Raw genomic sequence first — 22,436 nt, forward strand, 5'->3', positions numbered from 1 at the left:
ACGTTACGCCTCAATAACCAGAACCGAAACAACCGGTTTTTTGCCAGTCCATTCAGTTGCACTGCGTCTGACCAACAAACGTAACTCTTCTGAAAATCTGTCGATATCACTTACAGGTTTTTTGAATTTCTTCATTATCGTCTCACACATCTCGTCGAGAAAATCTTCCTCATCTTCTTCCAGCGGCACACCTTGTAAACGCAGCATGGGTTGGCCCATGATCTTGCCCCGTTCATCGAGACCGACGGCCACCGATATGCTGCCATTATAAGCAATTTTCCGACGTTCGTTAAGTGTCTTGCCATCGGCCGGTATGATCACATCGCCATCAAGAACCAGACGCCCCGTCCTCTCCTGACCTATGATTTTCGGACCTTCCGGTGCAAGCCGAACGATGTCGCCATTTTGCTGAAAGATGTTCTCCGGAACGCCCTGCTCTTGTGCAAAGCGTGCCTGTTCTTTCATGTGGCGGATTTCGCCGTGCACCGGAACCAATATCTGGGGCCGAATCCATTCATACATGCTGGCCAGTTCCGGACGCCCGGGATGCCCGGATACATGAATATGTTCCTGCCGGTCCGTGATCATCACAACGCCCTTGGCGGCAAGCTGGTTCTGGATGCGGCCGATAGCGATCTCGTTGCCGGGAATTTGTTTGGAGGAAAACAGGACATGATCGCCTTCTGTCAGTTTGATCTTATGGCTATCACCAGCAATCCTCCCCAAAGCCGCTCTCGCTTCGCCCTGCCCGCCCGTTGCGATGATCATGATTTCATCGCGCGGAATGTTCATGGCTTCATCGAAATCCACAGTGGGCGGAAAATCCTTTAGATAACCGTTCTCGCGAGAGTTTTCGATCATCCGGTCGAGCGAGCGCCCGGCGACGCACAGCTGGCGACCGCTATGTTTTGCAACTTCGCCAAGCGTCTGGAGGCGTGCCGCATTCGATGCAAAGGTCGTTACCAATACCCGGTTTTCCAGGCCTTCAACGACCCGCATCAGGTTGCGATAAACATCGCCCTCCGACCCCGACGGTGCATCGTTAAAGACATTGGTGGAATCGCACACCATTGCCAATATACCCTCATCGCCAACTGCTTTTAACTGCTCCGTTGTCGAGGGGACGCCAAGCATCGGTTCGTCATCCAGCTTCCAGTCGCCGGTATGAAAAATCTTGCCATATGGCGTGTCAATCAGCAGGGCATTGCCCTCGGCGATGCTGTGCGCAATTGGCAGATAGCGAAAACCGAAGGGCCCCAGATCAAAGCTGCCTTCATTGGGAATGATGTTCAGCTCTACATCATCCTCCAGACCAGCTTCCGCCAGTTTCCGGCGGATCAGGCCCGCCGTAAACGGTGTTGCATAGAGCGGAACATTCAGCTCTCCAGCAAAATAGGGAATGGCGCCGATATGATCTTCATGGCCATGCGTAAGGACAATGCCCAGCAGGTTCTTGGATTGCTTTTCAATGAATTCAAGATCGGGCAAGACGAGATCGATACCCGGATAGCCGGGATCAGCGAAAGTCATGCCCAGATCGACCATCACCCATTTCCCGTCACAGCCATAAAGGTTGACGTTCATGCCAATCTCCGCTGACCCGCCGAGAGCCAGGAAGAGAAGTTCGTTTTTTGGTTTTATCATTAGGTGCTGGTTGCTCTCTGATAGAGGATTAGGAGTCCGCGCAAGGTAAGGTCGGACTCCAGATGGTCAAATACGTCTGTATGTGCATCAAATAAAACAGACAATCCGCCAGTCGCGATAACTGTGGTAGGGCGGCCGATCTGCGCCTTGGTCCGTTCAACGAGGCCTTCAATCATTGCAACATAACCCCAGAAAATGCCGATCAGCATCTGGCTTTCGGTTGTCCGCCCGATAACATTGTCATCTTCCGGTGCTTCAAGAGCGATACGCGGAAGCTGAGCGGTTTTCCCGACAAGAGCATCCAGCGACAGGTTTATACCCGGCGCGATTACACCGCCTTTATAAGCCCCGTCATAATCCGCGACATCGAAAGTGGTGGCGGTGCCGAAATCAATGATTATTACGTCCTGCTTATACTTTTCATGAGCTGCAATGATATTGAGAACCCGGTCCGCGCCCACCGTATCGGGTTGCGCCACATCCAGCGCCACACCCCATCCAGCATCGCCGCGACCAGCCACCAGCGGTGTCACACCGAAATATTTTTCCGATAAAACGGTCAGGTTATGCAGCGCTCTTGGCACAACAGTGCCAATTATAACGGCATCAATGGCGTCGATACCCAGCCCTTCAAGATCCAGTAATTGCCGCAGCCATACGACATATTCATCCGCTGTGCGCCGTGGGTCGGTTGCTATACGCCAACGCGCCTTAACCTCGTCTCCGTCAAAAAGCGCAAATACAACATTGGTGTTGCCGGCATCTATCGCGAGCAGCATGATTGATCCTTCCTTCTAACCGACATCAACATCACCGGCATGTATCTCGATAAGCGCTCCGTCAGCCTTTCTCAAGCGCAGCGCTCCCTGATCGGACAAGCCCGCATATTCGCCTTCCAGACGATTGCCCTTTTCATCGCTGGTCGACAAGCGCGTTCCCAAAGGATGCGCTCGTTCTTGCCATGCTGTAAGAATTGCGGGCAAACCTGATTGTCTCCACTCCTTCACAGCATCAGCAAAATATTGCGCCAGCGTCTCCAGAAAGCTTGCGGCAGTCAGACCAGCCTCGGCTCCTTCTTTGTGGAGGCTCGTAACAATACGTCCTTCAACCTGTGGAGCGACGGCGATGTTGACGCCTATGCCAACAACGACAGCCTCACCCGATCGTTCCAGCAAAATACCGCATATCTTATGGCCAGACACCAATATGTCATTGGGCCATTTCAGCCTGATGTCATCGTGCGGTACGTGAGCGTTTATTGCCTTGTGCACCGCCAAAGCAGCGACAAACGACAAGGTTGATGGCTGAGGGTCTTCGGTACGGCACATGACCATGGTGCTGCAATAGAGATTGCCTTCCGGGCTTTCCCATTTGCGGCCGAGACGTCCAATTCCACCACTTTGTTTTTCCGCGCGAAGCCACAAACCTTCATCGGCACCATTCAAGGCGCGTGCCTTCATATCCGCATTGGTCGATGCGGTTTCAGCCACTGTTTCTATATGAAAGGTCAGAATAAAGCCTGAGCCGCCGTTGCTGTAGCCGGTGCCAGCAGCGGAATGGTGAGATATCCCAAAGGCGACACAGCCAGAGCCATCAATCCGATCAATCCATTCTCGGTCTTGTGGCCTGTTTTGGCAATCTGACCGGCTGGATCATCGAAATAGATGATTTTGACGACCTTGATGTAGTAGAAAGCACCGATCACCGATGCTGCGATACCGATAACCGCCAGCGGCAACATGCCCGCTGCAACGGCTGCATCAAAGACCAGAAACTTGCCCCAGAAGCCGAATAATGGCGGAATGCCGGCCAGCGAGAACATGAACACGGCAAAAGCAGCGGCCAGTCCCGGTCGTGTTTGTGACAGGCCGGCAAGGCTGGATAATGATTCCAGTGGCTTGCCTTCTGCATCACGCATTTCCATGACGCAGATGAAGCTGCCCAGCGTCATCGCGACGTAAATAACCAGATAGAAAAGCATCGCGGAGATGCCCTGAGCCGTACCTGCAGCCAGACCAATAAGCAGGAAACCGACATTATTGATCGAGCTGTAGGCAAGCAGGCGTTTGATATTCTGCTGACCAATAGCCGCGACTGCACCGAGCACGATGGACGCGAGCGCGACAAAAACAATGATCTGCTGCCATGTTGATGTCTGGCTGCCAAAGGCGTCAATAATCACCCGAACCGTCAGAGCGATTGCCGCTACTTTGGGTGCACTGGCGAAAAAGGCGGTTACCGGTGTCGGAGCGCCTTCATAAACGTCCGGCGTCCACATATGGAATGGGACGGCGCTGATCTTGAACGCGAGACCGGCAAGCACCAGTACGACGCCGATGAGCGGTCCGGTCGACAGATCACCGGTCAACGTATCCGCGATAACCGAAAAACTGGTTGATCCGGCAAAACCGTAAACAAGTGAAATCCCGAACAGCAACATACCGCTGGCCAATGAACCCAGCACGAAATATTTCAAACCGGCTTCAGAGGAGCGGACATCATTGCGGATGATACTTGCCAAAACATAAGCGGACAGGCTGTTAAGCTCCAGTCCGATGTAGAGCGTCAACATATCCACGGCCGATACCATCATGCCCATCCCGACGGTCGCGAACAGGATTAGCACCGGATATTCCGGTCGATAGGTGCCACTGGCCTTAAAGAAACGCGGCGCGATGATCAGTGAGACAATCGCCGCAAAATAGATCAATAGCTTGGAAAAACTGCCAAACCCGTCCATCCGATAGAGTCCGTAAAAGGCATCACCGCCAAATTCAAAGGATGGATTGGTCAGGAATTCCAACGCGTAAGCCGAAGAGCCGAACAGGGCGGCCACCGCCAATATACTTATAAGCCTGGCCGACTTGACGCCGCCCCATGCCGCGACAAGCAGCAATATCATGCCGCTCACCGACAAAATAATCTCGGGCAGCGTGAAAATCAGTGAAAGTCTATAGTCCATCAGTGCGACTCCCCGTGGCCGGCTTCGGCTTCATGGCCCTTGGGTACCGCTGTTGCTTGCCCCATTTTCAAATGCGCATCCCCTTCTGGCGCTGCGCGGTCAATACGGGCGACAAGCGTCCCGACATCGCCGCGAATTGGCGCCATAAAGCTTTCCGGATAAACACCCATCCACATGACCGCTGCTGCGATTGGTGCGAGCAACGCCATTTCACGAGCAGACAGATCCGGCATAGCCTTGACATCATCATGAACAAGCTCACCAAATGCGACGCGGCGATAGAGGTAGAGCATATAACCGGCGCCCAAAATGATACCGGTCGTCGCAACCAGCGTGACCCAGCTATTCACTTTGTAGAGTCCGACCAGCGACAGGAACTCACCAACAAATCCGCTTGTGCCGGGAAGGCCAATAGATGCCATTGTGAACAGCATGAACAACAGCGCGTATTTCGGCATGTTAATCGAAAGACCGCCATAGCGGTCAATTTCTCTTGTGTGCAGACGATCATAGATCACTCCGACACAGAGGAACAGCGCGCCCGACACCAGACCGTGGCTCAGCATAACGATGATCGCGCCTTCAATACCCTGACGGTTGAAAGCGAACAAACCCAGTGTCACAATGGCCATATGGGCCACTGATGAATAGGCGATCAGCTTCTTCATGTCCTGCTGCACCAAAGCGACGAGGGAGGTGTAGACGACTGCCACCATCGACAGGCCAAAGATCAGCCAGATAAATTGCTCTGACGCTTCCGGGAACATCGGCAACGAGAAACGCAGGAAGCCATAACCACCCATTTTCAGCAACACGCCCGCCAATATCACAGAGCCGGCGGTCGGCGCCTGAACGTGTGCATCGGGCAGCCAGGTATGGACCGGCCACATCGGCATCTTGACCGCAAAGCTGGCGAAGAAGGCCAGCCAGAGCCACGTCTGTGCCTCAGGCGCAAAGTCATAATTCAGCAGCGTCGGAATATCGCTGGTACCGGCATCCTGAACCATCCACAGCATCGCGATCAGCATCACAACGGAGCCAAGCAATGTGTAGAGGAAGAATTTGTAACTTGCGTAAATCCGGTTGGCGCCGCCCCAGATTCCGATGATCAGATACATCGGGATCAGGCCAGCCTCGAAAAGGATGTAGAACAGGAAGATATCCTGCGCCGCAAACACGCCAATCATCAGCACTTCCATGAACAGGAAGGCCGCCATATATTCGCCAACGCGGTCCTTGATCGACTCCCAGCTCGCGCCGATACATATCGGCATCAGGAACACGGTGAGCATGATCAGCATCATCGAAATGCCGTCTATGCCCAGTGCCCAGGCGAAATTGCCGAAAAGCTCTACCCGCTCAACATATTGCCATTGCGGCCCGCCAATATCGTAATTGGCCCACAGAACGACACCAAGAGCGAATAGCACCAGAGTCGTGACCAGCGCGAGCAACCGTGCCGCTTGCGCATTTAGAAACAGACAGATGATCGCGGCCAGCATCGGCAAGCCCAACATCAGCGACAGGATCGGGAAATCAAGCTGGTTCATCAGTTTGCTCCCCGCACGATAAGCCACGTCACCGCAGCCGCCAATCCAAGCAGCATGACCAGCGCATAGCTATAGAGATAACCGGTCTGGAATTTCTTCGCGACCCCCGCACCGCTAGCCACAACCGCCGCGACACCATTCGGGCCAAAGCGATCAATCGTACCTTCATCGCCGGTTTTCCAGAACAGCCGCCCAAACCAGAAAGCAGGACGTACAAAGATAAGATCGTACAATTCGTCAAAATACCATTTGTTGAAGAAGAAATTATAGACCGGCTGAAAGGTTGCGGCCAGACGCGCTGGACGATCTTTGCCGCGGAAATACATCAGATAGGCCGTCGTCAGACCGATGAGCATCGCGACTGTCGAAGCGAGTTTTACCCAAAGCGGTACCTCGTGAATTTCATGCATCAAATGGCGATCAAACGCCAGACTACCTGCCCAGAAGCGGAAGCCCTCGGTCGCATCGATAAACTGATTGTGGAACAGAAAGCCTGCTGCAATCGCACCAAAGCCGAGAACACCCAATGGAATCAGCATAGAGAATGGGCTTTCATGCGGATGATAACCGCCAGTTGAATCTTCTGCCGTTTCAGGTGTCTTGTGAACGCTATGCTGAATATGTTCGGACTGGATCCAGCGCGGCGTGCCCCAGAAGGTCAGGAACATCAGGCGCCAGCTGTAAAAACTGGTCAGCAACGCCGCGAGAACGCCAATAGCAAAGGCAAACTGGCCGGTACTTGAACCACTTGCAAAAGCAGCCTCGATAATCGCGTCTTTCGAATAGAAACCGGCAAAACCGCCGAGACCGACAATACCAACACCGGTAATCGCCAGCGTCCCCGCCATCATCGCCCAGAAGGTCAACGGGATTTCTTTCCGCAAGCCGCCATAATAACGCATGTCCTGTTCGTGATGCATGGCATGGATCACCGAACCGGCACCGAGGAACAACAGCGCCTTGAAGAAAGCGTGCGTAAACAGATGGAACATCGCCGCGCTATAGGCACCAACACCTGCGGCAAAGAACATATAACCGAGCTGTGAACAGGTCGAATATGCAATCACACGCTTGATATCATGCTGGACCAAACCGACGGTCGCTGCAAAAATCGCCGTGCAGGCACCAACCACTGTCACAACCGCCAAAGCCACTTCACTGGTTTCAAACATGGGCGAAAGACGGCAAACCATGAACACACCCGCAGTAACCATCGTCGCAGCGTGGATAAGCGCGGACACTGGCGTCGGCCCTTCCATCGCGTCAGGGAGCCAGGTGTGCAGTCCTAATTGCGCAGACTTGCCCATCGCACCGATAAACAGCAACAGACACAATATGGTCATCGTATCAAGTCGCATGCCGGCAAATGTAATTGTCGATCCTGCCATCGCAGGCGCCGCTTCCAGAATTTCCGGAATCGATACAGTGCCAAATACAAGGAAGGTACCGAAGATACCCAGCATGAAACCAAGGTCACCGACCCGGTTGACGACAAAGGCCTTGATCGCGGCGGCACTGGCCGTCGGTTTCTTGAACCAGAAACCGATCAGCAGGTAAGAGGCGAGCCCCACACCTTCCCAGCCAAAGAACATCTGCACCAGATTGTCGGCGGTCACCAGCATCAACATGGCGAAGGTAAACAGCGACAAATAAGCGAAGAAGCGCGGTTGATCGGGGTCTTCGTCCATATAGCCCCAGCTATACAGGTGAACGAGAGCCGAAACCGTGGTCACAACAACCAGCATGACGGCGGTCAGCGCATCAACCCGCAGAGACCATTCAAAATTTAGATCGCCCGACTGCACCCAAGTCAGCACGGGCACAACTTCGGCGGCCCGGGACAGAAGGACATAGTCGATAAAGATCGGCCAGCTCAGCGCGCAAGACACGAACAGGGCGGCGGTGGTCACGAATTTCGCCGGAACATTGCCAATCACCCGATTGCCAAAGCCTGCGACGATTGCTGCCAGCAAGGGCAGGAAAACGATAAGCTGGATCGTCAAGTCCTTAACCCTTCATCCGGTTGACATCATCAACGGCAATCGTGCCGCGCTGACGGAAGTAAATAACCAATATCGCAAGACCGATAGCCGCTTCACCTGCCGCAACCGTCAGGACAAACATCGCAAATATCTGCCCGGTCATGTCACCCAGAAAGGCGCTGAACGCGACCAGGTTCAGATTGACCGAGAGCAAAATCAACTCGATCGCCATCAGGATGATGATGATATTCTTGCGGTTCAGAAAGATACCCAGCATGCCCATCACAAACAGGATGGAACTGACCACCAGATAATGTTCAATGCCGATCATAGTTCGACCCCCTTGCCGACTTCTGGCTGCTCGTTGCGTGTTGCGTCTTGCGGACGCCTTGCGACCTGCTCCTGAATATTCTGGATCCTGACACCGCCGCGTTTGCGGTTGGTCAGAACAATCGCACCGACCATGGCGACCAGTAGAACAAGACCCGCAGCTTCAAATATAAACACATATTTGGTGTAAAGCAGCGTGCCCAAAGCTTCGATATTAGAAGGCCCGCCTGCCGGAGGTCCAACAACAGCCGTTGCTTCGCCCATCCCGCCAGCACTCCATGCTCCGATACCAAATATGATTTCTGCCAGTAATACGAGAGCCAACAAAAGCCCCAAAGGCAGGTTTTTCATGAAACCGGCCCGCAATTCGGCAAAGTCAATATCGAGCATCATCACGACAAACAGGAACAAAACCGCCACTGCGCCGACATAGACTATGACCAGCAAGGCCGCGATAAACTCGGCACCAACCAGCAACATCAATCCCGCAGCGTTAAAAAACGCCAAGATCAGCCACAAAACGCTATGCACAGGATTACGCGCAAAGATGCAAAACGCACCGCTGGCGATGACGATGGATGCGAATAGATAGAAAGCAAATATTTGCATGTTTACGGTTTCCGTAACCCCCTTAGAATCCTGTCAGCGCCTTAACGATAGGGCGCGTCGGCGGCAAGGTTGGATGCGATGGCTCGCTCCCATTTGTCACCATTTTCAAGCAGTTTTGCCTTGTCGTAGATAAGTTCTTCACGTGTCTCGGTCGAATATTCGAAATTCGGTCCTTCAACCACGGCATCAACCGGACATGCCTCCTGACAGAAACCGCAGTAAATACACTTGGTCATATCGATATCATAGCGCGTTGTGCGGCGGCTGCCATCCTCGCGCGGTTCCGCCTCGATCGTGATCGCCTGTGCCGGACAAACCGCTTCGCACAGCTTGCAGGCAATGCAGCGCTCTTCCCCATTGGGATAGCGGCGCAGCACATGCTCGCCTCGGAACCGCGGCGAAATCGGGTTCTTCTCATAGGGATAGTTGATCGTCTTCTTAGCCTTGAAGAAATATTTCAGCGTCAAAGCATGCGCTTTTAATATTTCCCAGAGCGTAAAGGCTTTTATGGTTTGTGCGATGCTCATAGCGGCCATCCAAATTTATCGATCATTACATATCCGCTGACCAAGAATACCCAGAAAATGCTGATCGGCAGGAAGACTTTCCAGCCCAGACGCATGAGTTGGTCGTAGCGATAGCGCGGAACAGTGGCCCAGGCCAAGCTGAAGATGAAGAAAATCAGGAACATCTTCAGGAACAGCCAGATGATGCCCGGTACAGCGTAGAGCGGCTCCCAATCAAACGGCGGCAGCCATCCACCCCAGAACAGGATGACGTTGAGCGCACACATCAACAGGATATTGGCATATTCACCGAGCCAGAACAGGGCGAAGGACATAGACGAATATTCGGTCTGATATCCGGCAACGAGCTCGCTCTCCGCTTCGGTCAAATCGAAGGGTGCACGGGCCGTTTCCGCCATCGAGCTGATGAGGAACATCACGGCCATTGGGAAAAGCAAGGGATTGAGGCCATATGCGCTGACGGCGCCGAAGATATGGCCTTCCTGCGCTTTGATAATCTCGTTGAGATTGAATGTGCCGGCAAACAGCACGACCGAAATCAGGATGAACCCGATGGAGACTTCATAAGATATCATCTGCGCCGCTGCACGCATGGCAGAGAAAAACGGATATTTGGAGTTACTCGCCCAACCGGAAATCACCACGCCATAGACACCAAGCGAACTAATCGCGAGAATGTAAAGCACACCGATATTGATGTTGGCGAGGACCATTTCCTCGCTGAATGGAATGACCGCCCAGGCCAGCAAAGCCACGGTAAAGGTAATGATCGGTGCCAGCAGGAACAGACCTTTATTGGCGCCGGATGGAATAATCGTTTCCTGAAGGAACACTTTCAAACCATCGGCAAAACTCTGCAACAGACCGAACGGCCCGACCACATTGGGGCCGCGGCGCAAAGCCACTGCGGCAATAATCTTGCGATCAACATAGATGATCATCGCCACGGCCAGCATCAGCGGCAGCGCGATGAGCAGGATCAGAGCAAGCGTAGCAACAAGCCAGCCAAGCTCAGGGCCAAGAAAAGTCGATTGGAGATATTCGGTCATTCGCTTCGAACCTTGTCGTAAATCGCAATCAGAACATGAATCATTGCGCCGCTAGCAGCCATATATGCAGCCTCAACAACACCCCAATACAATGCAGTTGAACGAGCAATTGTCTTCATAGGACCAAGATCAGTCGCGTATTGCATCGATTCCGAAACAGTTAGCCAATCGTTCGTGTATCTCCAAATACCTGTAACCAAGGCCAAAAAATAGAAAATATATGGAAACCGCCTTACGAATTGAGGAAGGTCTTTCATTCCGCAGCCTCCAGCATATCATCACCGTGCAGCAATTCTGCCGAACAGCGCTGCATCGTCGCGCTGGCGCGGGCGATGCTGTTGGTGAGGTAGAAATCCTTGATCGGATGCACACCCTGCCCTGTCGGCTTGTCAGGCAATCCGGACGGCGGAGCCCAGTCAAAAGACACAAGGCCTTCTTCCGCCATTTCGGGATGATCCTTGAACATCTTGCCGCGCAGCTCTTCAAAACTGTCAAACGGCAAAGTCTTGCCGATCACATCGGATAAGGCCCTTAAAATGCTCCAGTCTTCACGTGCATCGCCGGGAGCGAAAATCGCTTTGGTGGACCGCTGCACCCGGCCTTCCAGATTAACATAGGTCCCGTTTTTCTCGGTATAGGCAGCGGCCGGCAGGATCACGTCTGCCGCATGCGCGCCCGCGTCACCATGATGCCCGATATAGACTTTGAAGCTCTTATCAAACGCCGCATAATCCATCTCATCCGCGCCGAGCGAGAAGAGAAGCTTTGGTTTCTTCGCTGCTATCGCCTTGATGCCGCCATCATAAGCATAGCCGAGCATCAGTCCGCCCGTGCGCGAAGCACCGATATGGAGCACGTTAAAACCGTTCCAATCGTCACGGATCAGTTTATATTTTGCCGCCAGTTTCAAAGCCGCGCCATGTGCGCCTTCGACGCTCAATGCACCGCCACCCAGAATGAGTGCGGGCTTCTCGGCATTTTTCAAAGCATCGGCCACGGCCTTGGGCAACTTGGCCAGCAAGCCCATATCATCGCCCAGCCACTCCACCGGATAGGTTTGATCCGCTTCCGGACCGATACCAAAGACTTTCGCGCCGCCTTTACGGACAGCTTTACGAATACGCGTGTTGACCAGCGATGCTTCCCAGCGCGGATTGGTCGAGACCAGCACGATCACATCGGCATCTTCAATGCCGGCAATGGTCGTGTTGAAATTAACTGAAGCCAGATTGGACACATCATAAGACAAGCCTGTCTGACGCCCTTCGAGCATATCGGACCGCATGGATTTCAGCAGCCGCTTGGTCGCATACATGGTTTCGCAATCGACCAGATCACCGGCAATGGCGGCCACCGAACTGCCAGCCTTGACCGCAGCAATGGTCTCAAAGGCCTCATTCCAACTCGCAGGAACCAATTTGCCATCGCGGCGGATATAGGGCTTATCCAGACGACGCTTCATCAGGCCGTCAATCGCGTGGCGCGTCTTGTCGGTCGCCCATTCCTCATTCACATCATCATTGACGCGAGGCAGAGCGCGCAGCACTTCGCGGCCGCGGCTATCGATACGGATATTGGTGCCGACGCCGTCCATGACATCGATGCCCATGGTCTTGGTCAGCTCCCAAGGGCGGGCCTCAAACGCATAAGGCTTGCTGGTCAGCGCACCGACAGGGCAAAGATCAACAACATTGCCTGAAAGCTCACTATGCACAGCGCCTTCAAGATAGGATGTAATCTCCATCCCCTCACCGCGTCCAATCGCTCCGATTTCTTCGACACCGGCCACTTCTTCGGCAAAGCGGACACAGCGGGTGCAATGGATACAGCGGGTCATGATCGTCTTGACCACCGGCCCCATATATTTCTCGGTAACAGCGCGCTTATTCTCGTCATAGCGCGAGCCGCCCTTGCCATAAGCCATGGCCTGATCCTGCAGATCGCACTCGCCGCCCTGATCGCAAATCGGACAGTCAAGCGGGTGGTTGATGAGCAGAAACTCCATCACCCCTTCGCGGGCCTTTTTGACCATTTCGCTATCGGTGCGGATTTCCTGACCATCAGCGGCCGGCAAAGCACAACTCGCCTGCGGCTTGGGTGGCCCAGGCTTTACCTCGACCAGACACATGCGGCAATTGCCGGCGATGCTCAGGCGCTCATGATAGCAGAAGCGCGGAATTTCCTTACCCGCAAGCTCAGCAGCCTGCAGTACGGTTGCGCCCTGTGGAACCTCGAGTTCGACGCCATCAACGGTGACTTTAGGCATTAGCTTTCAGCCCCTGTTTCTTCTTTAATTCGAACGGCTTGGGCAGCAACATACCGCATTTCCATATCATAAGCAGCTTCCGCCATAAGCCCGCGCAACGACATGGCCGTGAATTTGACCTGGTCACCGTTTTCGACCGGCAAGCATGCCCCCATATAAGGTTGAAGCTGACCAAATATCGCCTTTTCCTGTTTGCCGGTCGGTTTACTAGCAAACAGATGTAATGCCAAAGCCGTTTGCGTGCGCACCACGCATTCCGCAAAGGCGCGAATCATAAATTGCGCCCGCTCCGATTTCGTTCCCAACGCATCAAATGCCGTTTTGGTATATGTTGTCGGCATTGAGCCATAGTTCGGCACTGGTTGCTTCTTATATTTTTGATTCAGATATGCTGCTGCCAACGATCCGCGAAATAACTCCGCCTGAAAACGCATCTGTGATCCATTAGGCAGACAACTGCGATATTTCTTTGTGAAAGCGGTGACATCCTCATCCATTTTTTCGTCCCACTCGCGATTCTCCAACAACACGCGTGCGCTGTCCATGCTTCGCTTCGCAGAGCAATTTGAAAAACGCCAAAATTCGCGTGCCGCTGCTTCCGGTGAAACAGATGTGCGATCATCCGGGAGGTGTGACCCGGTCTTTGCTTGCGCCGGTAGTGCGGCAAGCAAAGGTGCAACCAACGCTATGACAACAAAGGACTTCACTCCGCCGCCTCCATCACCGGTTCAGCACCGGTATTCTCACGAATACGCCGCTCCAGCTCTGGTCGGAAATGGCGGATCAGGCCCTGAATTGGCCAGGCCGCCGCATCACCGAGCGCGCAAATGGTATGGCCTTCGACCTGTTTCGTGACTTCATGCAGCGTATCGATTTCCTCGATCGTCGCATCGCCGTCGCGCAGGCGTTCCATAACGCGCCACATCCAGCCCGTGCCTTCCCGGCACGGCGTGCATTGGCCGCAGCTTTCATGTTTGTAGAAATAACTCAGTCTTGAAATCGAGCGGACGATATCAGTGCTCTTGTCCATGACGATGACCGCCGCCGTACCCAGACCAGACTTGAGCGCGCTCAACCCGTCAAAGTCCATCGGCGCATCCATGATTTCATGGGCCGGCACCAGTGGCACCGACGACCCGCCCGGAATCACCGCCAGCAGATTGTCCCACCCGCCAGTAATACCGCCGCAATGCTTTTCGATCATATCCTTGAACGGGATCGACATGGCTTCTTCGAAAACAGCGGGCTTTTCGACATGCCCAGAAACCTGAAACAATTTCGTGCCGTGGTTATTCTCGCGGCCAAAGCTCGCAAACCAGCTCGCACCGCGTCTCAAAATGGTCGGAACAACCGCGATGGATTCGACATTATTCACCGTTGTTGGGCAGCCATAGAGGCCAGCACCGGCAGGAAATGGCGGTTTCAGGCGCGGCTGGCCTTTCTTGCCTTCGAGGCTTTCAATCATCGCGGTTTCTTCACCGCAAATGTAAGCGCCTGCACCGCGATGGACGAAGACGTCGAAGTCATAGCCGGATTTGGCAGCGTTCTTGCCAATCAGCCCAGCGTCATAGGCTTCCTTGACGGCCGCTTCCATGACCTTGGCTTCGGCAATATATTCGCCGCGTATATATATGTACGCCGCCCGCGCACGCATGGCGAAACCGGCAATCAGTGCGCCTTCGATCAGCTTGTGCGGATCATTGCGCAGGATTTCGCGGTCTTTGCAGCTGCCGGGTTCGGACTCATCGGCATTGATGACCAGAAAGCTTGGCCGACCGTCGGGTGACTCTTTCGGCATGAAGGACCATTTCAGACCGGTCGGAAAACCCGCACCGCCGCGACCGCGCAGGCCGCTTGCCTTCATCTCTTCGATAATCTTGTCATTGCCGCGCTTTATAATGTCGGCCGTATTATCCCAATCGCCGCGCTTCTGCGCAGCTTTCAAATCCCATGACTGAAAGCCATAAACGTTGGTGAATATCCGGTCCTTGTCCTGGAGAAAGTCAAAAGCCATTATTTCTTACTCCTGCGGCCCCAGAGGCCGCCTGCAACCGCAATCGCAACCACTGCCAGCGCAACCCATCCTGCATATCCGTCGAGCAGCATCCTACCACTCCTTCCGGTAATCGTGATTGGCCTTGACCATATCTTTCAAAATCACTGGACCGCCTTCTGGTTCACTGGTCTTGCGACCAATTTGTGAACCGACCGGAATTTCTTTGCCGTCGGCCAGATCTTCCAAAATACGCGTCATGATGTCGTAATCGAGATCTTCGTAATTATCGTCGTTAATCTGTACCATCGGGGCGTTGGAGCAATTGCCCATACATTCGACTTCGGTCAGCGTGAACAGGCCATCCGGTGTCGTCTTGCCCTTGGCCATGCCTTTATTCTTGCAGGCCGCCATAACGTCGTCACTGCCCCGCAACATGCATGGTGTCGTGCCGCAAACCTGTACATGGAAACGTCCAACCGGCGCGAGATTATACATGGTATAAAAAGTCGCGACTTCATAAGCGCGCATATAGGGCATGTCCAAATAAGCTGCGACATATTCGATCACCGGAACCGGTAGCCAGCCCTGTGTTTCGGTATCCGCGCCAACCTGACGCTGGGCGAGATCAAGCAAGGCCATAACCGCCGATTTCTGGCGACCTTCCGGATATTTCGCGATCTGCCATTTGGCGAGTTTTTCATTCGCTGGCGTGAATTTGAAATCGCCCCACTTGGCGCGCACTTCAAGTTCATCAGGTATGTTTGGAGCTTCAGCCATCTACATCACTTTTGTTTCGCGTATCAAAACGCGCTTCCCCGATTTCATCCCAATGCTTTGAGAAATATATGTTCAACCAGAAGCCAGCGGCAACCAGACCCACCATCATGGTCAGCAAGATAATGTTCCAGATCATATTTTCAGGCCGCCACAATTCCCAAAGCAGCATGATCGCTACAATCACAAAGACCGTTGCACCGCCGCCGAGCCGCCATCTTTTCGATGTGTCGGGAGCATCAGCCATGGTGCAATCTCCGTTCGAGATAACGCCCGGCATATAGTCCGACAACCGCTGCGAAGGCAGTCGACAGCGTTTCTTTCAGGCTGACTTCACCATGAAACGCCATAAGATAACCCGCCACAAGCGAAGCAAAGCCAGCGAACGCGGCAATAAAAATGATGATCTCGCGACCGATCACCGGTCACACTCCCCGAACACGACATCCATCGCGCCCAATATGGCGGTGGCATCGGGCAGCATATGGCCCTTGGTCATGAAATCCATCGCCTGCAAATGCGAGAAGGCAGTTGGTCTGATCTTGCAGCGATAGGGCTTGTTGCTGCCATCGCTGACCAGATAGACGCCAAATTCGCCCTTCGGGCTTTCGGTCGCGACATAGACCTCGCCTGCGGGAACGTGGAAGCCTTCGGTATAAAGCTTGAAGTGATGGATCAAGGCTTCCATCGACTGTTTCATCTCGCCGCGTTTGGGCGGGACGACCTTGCGGTCGCTGCTTGCCACTGGACCATCGGGCATTTCGTTCAGACACTGGCGCATGATCCGTGCGGACTGGCGCACTTCCTCGACCCGGACCATGAAGCGGTCATAACAGTCACCGCGCGTTCCCACCGGTACGTCAAATTCCATGCGGTCATAGACATCGTAAGGCTGCGACTTCCGCAAATCCCACGCAATGCCGCTGCCGCGGATCATAGGTCCGGAAAAACCCCAGCGGACTGCGTCGTCCTTGGACACGGTGGCAATATCCACATTGCGCTGTTTAAAAATACGGTTGTCGATGACCAGGCTCATCGCGTCTTCAAAGAAAGACGGGAACTCGTCCAGCCAGTCGGCCATGTCGGTGAGCAGTTTCAGCGGCACATCCTGATGCACGCCGCCGGGCCGGAACCAGGCGCTGTGCATACGCGCGCCGCTGGCACGTTCAAAAAAGGCGAGACATTGCTCGCGAATTTCGAACACCCAGATATTGGGCGTCATCGCTCCGACATCCATCACATGCGCACCGATGTTGAGCATATGGTTGCAGATGCGTGTCAGTTCCGCGAACAAAACTCTCAGATATTGGCCGCGCAGGGGCACTTCGATATCGAGCAGCTTCTCGATCGCCAGCACATAGCTATATTCCATCGCCAGCGGAGAGCAGTAATCCAGCCGGTCAAAATAAGGCAAAGCCTGCAAATAGGTTTTATGCTCGATCAGCTTTTCGGTGCCGCGGTGGAGCAAGCCGACATGCGGATCAACTCTTTCGACGACCTCACCATCGAGCTCCATCACCAGCCGCAAAACGCCGTGCGCCGCGGGATGCTGGGGACCGAAGTTGATTGTGTAATTCTGGATTTCCAGATCACCAACCGTGGGATCAGCCTCGTCTGCAATACCATCCATTTCGTCGAGATAGTCAGCCATTATTCCTTGGCCCCCTTATCGTCACCATCTTCCGACTTTTCATCGCTTTTTTCATCACCGGGCAGGATATAGTCCGCTCCTTCCCAGGGCGACATGAAGTCGAAGCTGCGGAAATCCTGCGCCAGTTTCACCGGCTCGTAAACCACACGCTTGGCTTCTTCGGAATAGCGCATCTCGACATAGCCTGTCAGCGGGAAGTCCTTGCGGAACGGATAGCCCTGAAAGCCATAGTCGGTCAGGATCCGACGCAGGTCCGTATTGCCGTCGAATAGCACGCCGTAGAGATCAAACACTTCACGCTCGAGCCAGCCAGCCACTTCCCAGATATGGGTTACTGTCGGCACCGGCATGTCTTCGTCGGTTGTTACCTTCACCCGGATGCGATGGTTTTTGGTCAGGCTGAGCAGATGATAGCAGACCTCGAAACGCTCGGGGCGATCCGGATAGTCAACACCGGCAATCTCGACCAGCTGTTGATATTCATGCTTGGTCCGCAATTTTTCCATCACATCGGGCAGCTTCTTGCGGTCAACGGTAAAGCTGATTTCATCATAGGCTTCGACCGTATCAAGAACGGCCGCGCCCAGGGATTTCGCGAGAGTGGCAGCAACGCCTTCGTTGCTGGACATGGTTGGGGCCCCGTTTGCCATATTAACGCTCTAGTGTCCCGATGCGGCGGATCTTCCGCTGCAATTGCATCACACCGTAAAGCAGCGCCTCCGCCGTTGGCGGGCATCCCGGCACGTAAATGTCAACCGGTACGATCCGGTCACAGCCGCGCACGACCGAATAGCTGTAATGGTAATAGCCACCGCCATTGGCACAGCTGCCCATGGAAATGACATATTTGGGTTCTGACATCTGGTCATAAACCTTGCGCAAAGCGGGTGCCATCTTGTTGCACAGCGTTCCTGCCACGATCATCACGTCAGATTGACGCGGACTGGCACGGGGAGCAGCGCCGAAACGTTCCATGTCATAACGCGGCATATTGACGTGAATCATCTCTACCGCACAACAGGCGAGACCAAAGGTCATCCACCAGAGCGAACCGGTGCGCGCCCATTGGAACAGGTCTTCAGTGGACGTGACAAGAAAACCCTTGTCATTCACCTCTGAATTCAAGTCTTTGAAAAACGCCTCGTCCGGCTGCGTATTTGGGGCCATTGGCGTACCATCAGCATTCAGAATAACGTTGCTGCCAGTTTCTACTCCCAATCGAGCGCTCCCATTTTCCATTCGTAAATAAAGCCGACCGTCAGGATGAACAGGAAGATCATCATCGACGACCAACCGGTCCAGCCAATCTGGTCGAGTGATACGGCCCAGGGGAACAGGAATGCTGCTTCCAGATCAAAAATGATAAACAGGATGGCGACGAGATAAAAGCGCACATCAAACTGGCTGCGTGAATCTTCAAAAGCAGGAAAACCGCACTCATATTCCGACAGTTTTTCAGGATCCGGACTATGCGTGCCCGTCAGTCGTGATACCCCCATGGGCAGAAAAACAAACAGGGCAGAAAGGCCAAGAGCCACTGCAAGAAAAAGCAGTATTGGCGCATATTCGGTTAGATCGACCACAAAAGACTCGTTTCGCTAAAATTCAGGGCCGCTTTTAGGGATAGGCTCACCAAGCTGCAAGGGCCAAATGGCCAGAATTGGCGCTATCTATTGCTGTTTACATTGTTACAGCAGCGACCTCGCCAGAATTTTGTGCAACTTGCTGTGCAGTGCCTCGTTCGCGGCCAATATTTCACGCTGCCCGATCGGTTGGTCACCGCCGGTATAATCGCTTACAAAACCGCCGGCTTCACGGACCATCAATATGCCCGCCGCGACATCCCAAACCTGCAGGTCGGCTTCCCAGAAACCGTCATAGCGGCCAGCAGCCAACCAGGCGAGATCGAGCGAAGCTGCACCATTGCGGCGGATTCCCGCCACTTGCGGTGCAATGGAACCGAAAATGCGTGACCATTCGGCCAAGTCGCCATGCCCCTTGAAAGGAATGCCCGTGGCGATCAGCGCCTCGGACAGGTCACGCCGAGCCGAAACCCGCAAGCGCTTGTCACCCAGATAAGCGCCCTTGTCCATTTCCGCCCACCATGTCTGGTCGGAAACCGGCTCGTAAATCAGACCGCTGGTAATCTTGCCCCAGCCCTGTCCATCATAGGACCGTTCTTGCACAGCGATGGAAATCGCAAAATGCGGTATGCCGTGAAGGAAGTTGCTGGTGCCGTCGAGTGGATCAACAATCCAGCGCGGTTTGCCTTCTTCAGCTTCAATCATGCCGCCTTCTTCAAGCACAAAGCCCCAGCCCGGGCGCACCTTCATCAACTCATCATAGAGAATGCGTTCGGATCGCATATCGGCTTTGGATACAAAATCAGCCGGGCCTTTTTTGGACACCTGAAGATGCTCTACTTCGCCAAAATCGCGGCGCAGGCGTGATCCCGCCTTGCGCGCGGCGCGTTCCATGACGGTTATAAGGGCGGAATGTGCTGGCATGTAATCCTCTTGCTATGCCTTGCCGACATATTCGCGGGCATAGACATCAACAATGATCCGCGTCCCGGCCGAGATAAATGGCGGCACCATGACACGTACGCCATTGTCGAGAACCGCAGGTTTGTAGCTCGACGAAGCGGTCTGGCCTTTGACCACCGCATCGGCCTCCACAATTTCGGCTTCGATCTGGTCCGGCAACTGCACGGAAATCGGTTTCTCTTCGTAAAGCTCAAGCTGAACATCCATACCGTCCTGCAAAAACTCAACCGCATCACCAAGCAAATCTGTAGGTAATGTAATTTGCTCGTAATTTTCCTTGTCCATGAAAGTCAGCATATCATCATCGGCAAAAAGATACTGAAACGTCTTGGTATCCAGCCGAACCTTCTCGACTGTATCAGCGCTGCGAAAACGGACATTGGTCTTGCGGCCATCCACCAGGTTCTTCATTTCCACCTGCATATATGCACCGCCTTTGCCGGGCTGGGTGTGCTGAATCTTAGCGACCTTCCACAGGCCGTTTTCATAATCCAATATGTTGCCGGGACGGATATCTACACCGCTGATCTTCATGGAACGTCTCGCTTTCGGAAATCTTGTGTTGCGGCCCTCTATAACGGCGAACGAAGATAGGCAAGCATAGCGAAGACCGGATATGGCGATTTCATACAATACATTCCCCTAAGCACAATCTACGCGCCAGATAATGGAAAATGTCCCGGATCCGGTGTCGCCCGAAGAAACAACTGCTCCCGCTGCTGGTTTATTCAGCGGGACCGAAGCACCTGTGCCCAATTCGTCACCGGCATGCCATGACGGCTTTTTGAGCGAGATCGAACGCATGCCGCATTTCGGAATTCCTTCGGAAGAGAGTTTCGTGAGAAACTTCCTGAGAGGACGTAAGGGACTTTTTGTCATCAGACCCTGAACGATTGCGGCTTGATATCTGCCGTTATGTCTTTTTCATACAATACAGCGCACTGACATCAATGTAACTAACGGATATGGCGCAAGCAGAAATCCTGAAACCCGATCGAAACAAGCCCCCAGAAGAAACGGACCCATGCGATCCGGTTGCGTCTGGCCTTTTCGGCTATTCCATTAGTGATGGCATGGTGCGTTCCACTATACCGCTCCCTGAATATGTTAGAGATTTGGAACAACTGCCAAATTTTGCACCACCTTCCAAAGACCAGTTTTTGGAACAATATGTTGAATCGAATATCGGGGTGAACGAAAGCTCTTCCTGAGCGCTGTCCGTTCGATGGCTTAGCCTGCCAATATTTCATTGAAACGTTTGACCGCGTATGTCGGACCCTCCGGATCGTTCCAGACCGAGCCGCTGACCGCCAGAAAATCGGCACCCGCATTAACCAGCGGCTGACAGTTATCCGGTGTAATCCCCCCAATGGCAACGCAGGGAATTTCCATGATCGTTGACCACCATTTCAATATATCGACCTCTGGCCGGTGATGGGTTTCCTTGGTCGTGGTGGGAAAAAACGCACCAAAAGCAACATAATTGGCACCGCCCTCCCCGGCCTCCATCGCCAGATGCCGGCTGTCGTGGCAGGTTATGCCGATTTGCATCTGATCGCCTAATTCAGCCCGAGCATCTTTCAGGTCGCCATCGCCCTGCCCCAAATGGACACCATCGGCTGCGAGACGCTTGGCCAAATCAACATCGTCATTCACAATGAAAGCGACATCATGCGCATCGCAGATCTCTTTAAGTGGTTCAGCCAAACGTTCCGCTTCGCCCTGCTCGACATCCTTCACGCGAAACTGGAAAGCAGCAACAGGCCCCGCTTCCAAAGCCTGTTGCAACCGCTCCGGAAAGTCACCACCGACATCAAGCGGTGAAATCAGGTACAGTTGGCAGGATGGTATAGTCATGGTTGTTACCCCTCAATTATCCCGAACAATGCCGAGTAGAAACCCGTCCCATTTTTTTGAACCGACCGTTTGAATAGCCGTGGCATCGACGAGAGGATGGTCTTGCAAAGCGCCGTACAACGCACGTGTGCCGGGCACTTTGGGATCAGAACTATCGGCATTGATAACCTCACCCTCTCGAACGACATTGTCAAAAACCAGCATGGCTCCGGGGCGGGAAAGACGAATTGCATGTTCCAGATAGGCCGCATAATTTTCTTTGTCCGCGTCAACAAAAACAAAGTCGAACCGGGATGCATCACCCGCCTCCAACGCTGCGAGTGATTTCACCGCCTCACCGACTATTATTTCGACCTTGGGCGCCAGCCCGGCTTTCTCGATATTGCTTCTGGCCAGCGCGGCATATTCAGGCTCCAGTTCCAACGAAACAAGATGACCATCCTCCGGCAACGCACGTGCCAGCGAGATGGCTGAATATCCGCCCAGGGTTCCGATTTCCAATATGCGTTTTGCGCCTACACCGCGCGCAAGCAGCTCCAGCATCCGCCCCTGAGTGGTCGAAACATCTATGGCAGGAAGGTGTTCACGTGCATTGGCAGCCAGACAGGCGTCGAGCGCCGGATCGTTACCGATCAAATGCTCGACGATATAGTCATCCACATCTGACCAACTTGGATCGGACTTTGCCAAGTG

At 53.7% G+C, this 22,436-nt stretch carries 25 protein-coding genes and 1 pseudogene; 1 reads left to right on the forward strand and 25 read right to left on the reverse strand.

Annotated features, from left to right (window positions below):
• Positions 1-3 precede the first annotated feature (3 nt).
• From AC6I9Z_RS12400 to efp, 23 genes and pseudogenes are all read right to left on the reverse strand, one after another.
• Positions 4-1,641 carry a ribonuclease J gene (locus AC6I9Z_RS12400; protein ID WP_461456915.1) on the reverse strand — a complete coding sequence of 546 codons (1,638 nt, stop codon included), beginning with the start codon at positions 1,639-1,641 and terminating at the stop codon, positions 4-6.
• A 2-nt stretch (positions 1,642-1,643) separates the two neighbouring features.
• Complete coding sequence (locus AC6I9Z_RS12405; RefSeq protein WP_109356833.1) at positions 1,644-2,423, reverse strand: type III pantothenate kinase; 780 nt, start codon at positions 2,421-2,423, stop codon at positions 1,644-1,646.
• A 15-nt stretch (positions 2,424-2,438) separates the two neighbouring features.
• Entirely contained in the window at positions 2,439-3,134 is a 696-nt protein-coding gene (locus AC6I9Z_RS12410; protein ID WP_461456120.1) for a biotin--[acetyl-CoA-carboxylase] ligase, read from the reverse strand.
• Positions 3,135-3,151: 17 nt separating this feature from the next.
• Positions 3,152-4,606, reverse strand: a complete 1,455-nt coding sequence (nuoN, locus tag AC6I9Z_RS12415) for an NADH-quinone oxidoreductase subunit NuoN (RefSeq protein WP_461456121.1) — start codon at positions 4,604-4,606, stop codon at positions 3,152-3,154.
• Entirely contained in the window at positions 4,606-6,156 is a 1,551-nt protein-coding gene (locus AC6I9Z_RS12420; protein WP_461456122.1) for an NADH-quinone oxidoreductase subunit M, read from the reverse strand. The genes nuoN and AC6I9Z_RS12420 overlap by 1 nt, the downstream gene beginning before the upstream one ends.
• Positions 6,156-8,159, reverse strand: a complete 2,004-nt coding sequence (gene nuoL / locus AC6I9Z_RS12425) for an NADH-quinone oxidoreductase subunit L (RefSeq protein WP_461456123.1) — start codon at positions 8,157-8,159, stop codon at positions 6,156-6,158. The genes AC6I9Z_RS12420 and nuoL overlap by 1 nt, the downstream gene beginning before the upstream one ends.
• Before the next feature lie 4 nt (positions 8,160-8,163).
• Positions 8,164-8,469: an NADH-quinone oxidoreductase subunit NuoK gene (gene nuoK / locus AC6I9Z_RS12430; RefSeq protein WP_108809875.1), complete on the reverse strand. Its 306-nt coding sequence runs from the start codon at positions 8,467-8,469 to the stop codon at positions 8,164-8,166.
• Positions 8,466-9,077 carry an NADH-quinone oxidoreductase subunit J gene (locus AC6I9Z_RS12435; protein WP_461456124.1) on the reverse strand — a complete coding sequence of 204 codons (612 nt, stop codon included), beginning with the start codon at positions 9,075-9,077 and terminating at the stop codon, positions 8,466-8,468. Before AC6I9Z_RS12435 ends, nuoK begins: the two co-directional genes overlap by 4 nt.
• Before the next feature lie 41 nt (positions 9,078-9,118).
• On the reverse strand, positions 9,119-9,604 hold the full coding sequence (nuoI, locus tag AC6I9Z_RS12440; protein WP_461456125.1) for an NADH-quinone oxidoreductase subunit NuoI: 486 nt from the start codon (positions 9,602-9,604) through the stop codon (positions 9,119-9,121).
• Entirely contained in the window at positions 9,601-10,653 is a 1,053-nt protein-coding gene (gene nuoH, locus AC6I9Z_RS12445; protein WP_461456126.1) for an NADH-quinone oxidoreductase subunit NuoH, read from the reverse strand. Before nuoH ends, nuoI begins: the two co-directional genes overlap by 4 nt.
• Positions 10,650-10,910, reverse strand: coding sequence for a hypothetical protein (locus tag AC6I9Z_RS12450; RefSeq protein ID WP_461456127.1), 261 nt, complete (start codon positions 10,908-10,910; stop codon positions 10,650-10,652). The genes nuoH and AC6I9Z_RS12450 overlap by 4 nt, the downstream gene beginning before the upstream one ends.
• On the reverse strand, positions 10,907-12,919 hold the full coding sequence (gene nuoG / locus AC6I9Z_RS12455) for an NADH-quinone oxidoreductase subunit NuoG (protein WP_461456128.1): 2,013 nt from the start codon (positions 12,917-12,919) through the stop codon (positions 10,907-10,909). Before nuoG ends, AC6I9Z_RS12450 begins: the two co-directional genes overlap by 4 nt.
• On the reverse strand, positions 12,919-13,626 hold the full coding sequence (locus AC6I9Z_RS12460) for a hypothetical protein (RefSeq protein ID WP_461456129.1): 708 nt from the start codon (positions 13,624-13,626) through the stop codon (positions 12,919-12,921). The genes nuoG and AC6I9Z_RS12460 overlap by 1 nt, the downstream gene beginning before the upstream one ends.
• The gene (gene nuoF, locus AC6I9Z_RS12465; protein ID WP_461456130.1) at positions 13,623-14,933 is read right to left on the reverse strand and encodes an NADH-quinone oxidoreductase subunit NuoF; all 1,311 of its coding nucleotides are present in this window, start codon (positions 14,931-14,933) and stop codon (positions 13,623-13,625) included. Before nuoF ends, AC6I9Z_RS12460 begins: the two co-directional genes overlap by 4 nt.
• Before the next feature lie 93 nt (positions 14,934-15,026).
• Entirely contained in the window at positions 15,027-15,692 is a 666-nt protein-coding gene (locus tag AC6I9Z_RS12470; protein ID WP_461456131.1) for a complex I 24 kDa subunit family protein, read from the reverse strand.
• The gene (locus AC6I9Z_RS12475) at positions 15,685-15,936 is read right to left on the reverse strand and encodes a hypothetical protein (protein WP_461456132.1); all 252 of its coding nucleotides are present in this window, start codon (positions 15,934-15,936) and stop codon (positions 15,685-15,687) included. The genes AC6I9Z_RS12470 and AC6I9Z_RS12475 overlap by 8 nt, the downstream gene beginning before the upstream one ends.
• Complete coding sequence (locus tag AC6I9Z_RS12480; protein ID WP_109356820.1) at positions 15,929-16,111, reverse strand: hypothetical protein; 183 nt, start codon at positions 16,109-16,111, stop codon at positions 15,929-15,931. The genes AC6I9Z_RS12475 and AC6I9Z_RS12480 overlap by 8 nt, the downstream gene beginning before the upstream one ends.
• Positions 16,108-17,340 carry an NADH-quinone oxidoreductase subunit D gene (locus tag AC6I9Z_RS12485; protein WP_461456133.1) on the reverse strand — a complete coding sequence of 411 codons (1,233 nt, stop codon included), beginning with the start codon at positions 17,338-17,340 and terminating at the stop codon, positions 16,108-16,110. The genes AC6I9Z_RS12480 and AC6I9Z_RS12485 overlap by 4 nt, the downstream gene beginning before the upstream one ends.
• 41 nt (positions 17,341-17,381) lie before the next feature.
• Positions 17,382-17,990 (reverse strand): annotated as a pseudogene (locus AC6I9Z_RS12490) (NADH-quinone oxidoreductase subunit C); the annotation flags it as partial.
• Position 17,991: 1 nt separating this feature from the next.
• The gene (locus AC6I9Z_RS12495) at positions 17,992-18,507 is read right to left on the reverse strand and encodes a NuoB/complex I 20 kDa subunit family protein (RefSeq protein WP_108812719.1); all 516 of its coding nucleotides are present in this window, start codon (positions 18,505-18,507) and stop codon (positions 17,992-17,994) included.
• Between the two features lie 41 nt (positions 18,508-18,548).
• Positions 18,549-18,923: an NADH-quinone oxidoreductase subunit A gene (locus AC6I9Z_RS12500; protein ID WP_109356817.1), complete on the reverse strand. Its 375-nt coding sequence runs from the start codon at positions 18,921-18,923 to the stop codon at positions 18,549-18,551.
• A 105-nt stretch (positions 18,924-19,028) separates the two neighbouring features.
• The gene (locus AC6I9Z_RS12505) at positions 19,029-19,847 is read right to left on the reverse strand and encodes an inositol monophosphatase family protein (protein ID WP_109356816.1); all 819 of its coding nucleotides are present in this window, start codon (positions 19,845-19,847) and stop codon (positions 19,029-19,031) included.
• A 12-nt stretch (positions 19,848-19,859) separates the two neighbouring features.
• Positions 19,860-20,420, reverse strand: coding sequence for an elongation factor P (efp, locus tag AC6I9Z_RS12510; protein WP_461456135.1), 561 nt, complete (start codon positions 20,418-20,420; stop codon positions 19,860-19,862).
• 431 nt (positions 20,421-20,851) lie between these two features.
• Here efp and AC6I9Z_RS12515 point away from each other — a divergent pair, with 431 nt between their 5' ends.
• Positions 20,852-21,097: a hypothetical protein gene (locus tag AC6I9Z_RS12515; protein WP_461456136.1), complete on the forward strand. Its 246-nt coding sequence runs from the start codon at positions 20,852-20,854 to the stop codon at positions 21,095-21,097.
• Positions 21,098-21,116: 19 nt separating this feature from the next.
• Here the strand turns inward: AC6I9Z_RS12515 and thiE are convergent, their stop codons facing one another.
• Positions 21,117-21,743 (reverse strand): thiamine phosphate synthase, encoded by a 627-nt coding sequence (thiE, locus tag AC6I9Z_RS12520; RefSeq protein ID WP_461456137.1) that lies wholly within the window; start codon positions 21,741-21,743, stop codon positions 21,117-21,119.
• A gap of 12 nt (positions 21,744-21,755) precedes the next feature.
• The gene (locus AC6I9Z_RS12525) at positions 21,756-22,433 is read right to left on the reverse strand and encodes an O-methyltransferase (RefSeq protein ID WP_461456138.1); all 678 of its coding nucleotides are present in this window, start codon (positions 22,431-22,433) and stop codon (positions 21,756-21,758) included.
• Positions 22,434-22,436 lie beyond the last annotated feature (3 nt).

Source organism: Parasphingorhabdus sp. (assembly GCF_059726685.1).

What these genes read in the sequence shown, in the direction of transcription:
- nuoK (WP_108809875.1), bottom strand. Translation starts at nt 8,469, where the DNA reads ATGATCGGCATTGAACATTATCTGGTGGTCAGTTCCATCCTGTTTGTG.
- thiE (WP_461456137.1), bottom strand. Translation starts at nt 21,743, where the DNA reads ATGACTATACCATCCTGCCAACTGTACCTGATTTCACCGCTTGATGTC.
- nuoG (WP_461456128.1), bottom strand. Translation starts at nt 12,919, where the DNA reads ATGCCTAAAGTCACCGTTGATGGCGTCGAACTCGAGGTTCCACAGGGC.
- nuoH (WP_461456126.1), bottom strand. Translation starts at nt 10,653, where the DNA reads ATGACCGAATATCTCCAATCGACTTTTCTTGGCCCTGAGCTTGGCTGG.
- AC6I9Z_RS12420 (WP_461456122.1), bottom strand. Translation starts at nt 6,156, where the DNA reads ATGAACCAGCTTGATTTCCCGATCCTGTCGCTGATGTTGGGCTTGCCG.
- AC6I9Z_RS12485 (WP_461456133.1), bottom strand. Translation starts at nt 17,340, where the DNA reads ATGGCTGACTATCTCGACGAAATGGATGGTATTGCAGACGAGGCTGAT.
- AC6I9Z_RS12505 (WP_109356816.1), bottom strand. Translation starts at nt 19,847, where the DNA reads ATGCCAGCACATTCCGCCCTTATAACCGTCATGGAACGCGCCGCGCGC.
- efp (WP_461456135.1), bottom strand. Translation starts at nt 20,420, where the DNA reads ATGAAGATCAGCGGTGTAGATATCCGTCCCGGCAACATATTGGATTAT.
- nuoF (WP_461456130.1), bottom strand. Translation starts at nt 14,933, where the DNA reads ATGGCTTTTGACTTTCTCCAGGACAAGGACCGGATATTCACCAACGTT.
- AC6I9Z_RS12435 (WP_461456124.1), bottom strand. Translation starts at nt 9,077, where the DNA reads ATGCAAATATTTGCTTTCTATCTATTCGCATCCATCGTCATCGCCAGC.
- AC6I9Z_RS12470 (WP_461456131.1), bottom strand. Translation starts at nt 15,692, where the DNA reads ATGGCTGAAGCTCCAAACATACCTGATGAACTTGAAGTGCGCGCCAAG.
- AC6I9Z_RS12475 (WP_461456132.1), bottom strand. Translation starts at nt 15,936, where the DNA reads ATGGCTGATGCTCCCGACACATCGAAAAGATGGCGGCTCGGCGGCGGT.
- AC6I9Z_RS12450 (WP_461456127.1), bottom strand. Translation starts at nt 10,910, where the DNA reads ATGAAAGACCTTCCTCAATTCGTAAGGCGGTTTCCATATATTTTCTAT.
- AC6I9Z_RS12405 (WP_109356833.1), bottom strand. Translation starts at nt 2,423, where the DNA reads ATGCTGCTCGCGATAGATGCCGGCAACACCAATGTTGTATTTGCGCTT.
- AC6I9Z_RS12495 (WP_108812719.1), bottom strand. Translation starts at nt 18,507, where the DNA reads ATGGCCCCAAATACGCAGCCGGACGAGGCGTTTTTCAAAGACTTGAAT.
- nuoN (WP_461456121.1), bottom strand. Translation starts at nt 4,606, where the DNA reads ATGGACTATAGACTTTCACTGATTTTCACGCTGCCCGAGATTATTTTG.
- AC6I9Z_RS12515 (WP_461456136.1), top strand. Translation starts at nt 20,852, where the DNA reads ATGGCGCAAGCAGAAATCCTGAAACCCGATCGAAACAAGCCCCCAGAA.
- nuoI (WP_461456125.1), bottom strand. Translation starts at nt 9,604, where the DNA reads ATGAGCATCGCACAAACCATAAAAGCCTTTACGCTCTGGGAAATATTA.